The organism is Brachybacterium tyrofermentans (assembly GCF_014897585.1).
In the GTDB taxonomy this organism is placed as follows: Bacteria; Actinomycetota; Actinomycetes; order Actinomycetales; family Dermabacteraceae; genus Brachybacterium; species Brachybacterium tyrofermentans.
This window is the reverse complement of record NZ_JABUXW010000083.1, coordinates 1-1,296: the sequence shown is the minus strand read 5'-3', so window position 1 is coordinate 1,296 and position 1,296 is coordinate 1. Positions and strand designations below refer to the sequence as shown.

The window sequence follows — 1,296 nt, the reverse complement described above, 5'->3', positions numbered from 1 at the left end:
TGAGCTGCTGCGGTGATTTCGGACAGCGGATTCGGTTGATTTCTTATGCTGTCGTGGCCGACTGTTGGTAAGCGTAGTGGACGTCGTTCGGGAACTGGTAGCCGAGCGAGGAGTGGCGTCGTCGACTGTTGTAGAAGCCCTCGATATAGTTGATCAGATCGCGGCGAGCCTGCGCTTTCGTGGCGTAGGCGGTGCGGTGGACTCGTTCGTTCTTCAGGGTCGAGAAGAAACTTTCCGCCGCTGAGTTGTCCCAGCACACGCCCGTCCTTCCCATCGAAGAACGCATCCCGAGACGGCCGATCAGGGCCCGATATCCGGTCGATGTGTAGACGCTACCGCGATCGCTGTGAAAGATCGCGTCAGGCTCGATCACGACCGTCGCGGCAGCGTGTCGCAGGGCGTCCTCGACGAGCTCGGCGCGCATGTGATCAGCGATCTGCCATCCGACGACCTTCTTCGAGTAGCAGTCGATCACAGTCGCGAGGTAGACGAAACCCTGCCACGTATGGATGTAGGTGATATCGCCGACGAACTTCACCCCGGGCTGGTCGGCGGTGAAGTCCCGCTCCACCAGATCGGGCATGCCCGCAGCAGCCGCGGCATCCGCGTCCGTGGTGACACGAAACGGCCGCGGCTGACAGGCCACCAGGCCCTGATCACGCATGATCTGACGCACCAGCTCCGGGGAACACTCCGTCCCTTCATCGGCCAGGTCGGCGTGGATACGCCGGTACCCGTAAGTGCCGTCGGATGCCTCGAAGAAGTGCTCTACCCGAGCCGTGAGTGCCTCCCTGCGCGCCGCGGTAGCCGACTGCGGGCGGCTCAACCAGTGATAGAACCCCGAGGTCGACACGCCCAGCCAGCGGCACATCTTCACCACCGGGTTCGTGTTGTCCGGCAGGTTCTTCTGGGAGTCGACATACTCGTACTTGGCCATCACCGCTGCTCCCGCGCGAAGTAGGCCGTCGCTTTTTTCAGGAACGCGGTCTCCGCCTTCAGATCCTGATTCTCGCGTTCGAGTTCCTTCAGCCGCGCCCGCTCAGAAACCGTCAACTCGGCCTCCGTCCCACCATTGGCGGCGCGATACTTGACCAACCAGTTACGGAGCGTCTCCGGGCCGACACCGTACGCCGTGGCGACAGTCTTGATCGGCCTGGACGTCGAGATCACCTCCCGACACAACTCATCCTTGAACTCCTGCGTGAACCTTCTCCGCGATACGGACATACTGCTCTCTCTTCCAGTAGCACCCTCATCGTAAGAGGGCCCACTGTCCGAAAACCACGCGGCACCTCA

At 61.9% G+C, this 1,296-nt stretch carries 1 protein-coding gene; it reads right to left on the bottom strand.

All coding sequences use genetic code 11. The features are described 5' to 3' along the window. Positions 1–43: 43 nt before the first annotated feature. Positions 44–1,227, bottom strand: a protein-coding gene (locus INT49_RS20795) for an IS3 family transposase (RefSeq protein ID WP_135807475.1) whose coding sequence is annotated in 2 segments (ribosomal slippage) — positions 44–966 and positions 966–1,227 — 1,185 coding nt in all. Because the reading frame shifts where the segments join, the coding sequence is not laid out codon by codon here. Between the last annotated feature and the right edge of the window lie 69 nt (positions 1,228–1,296).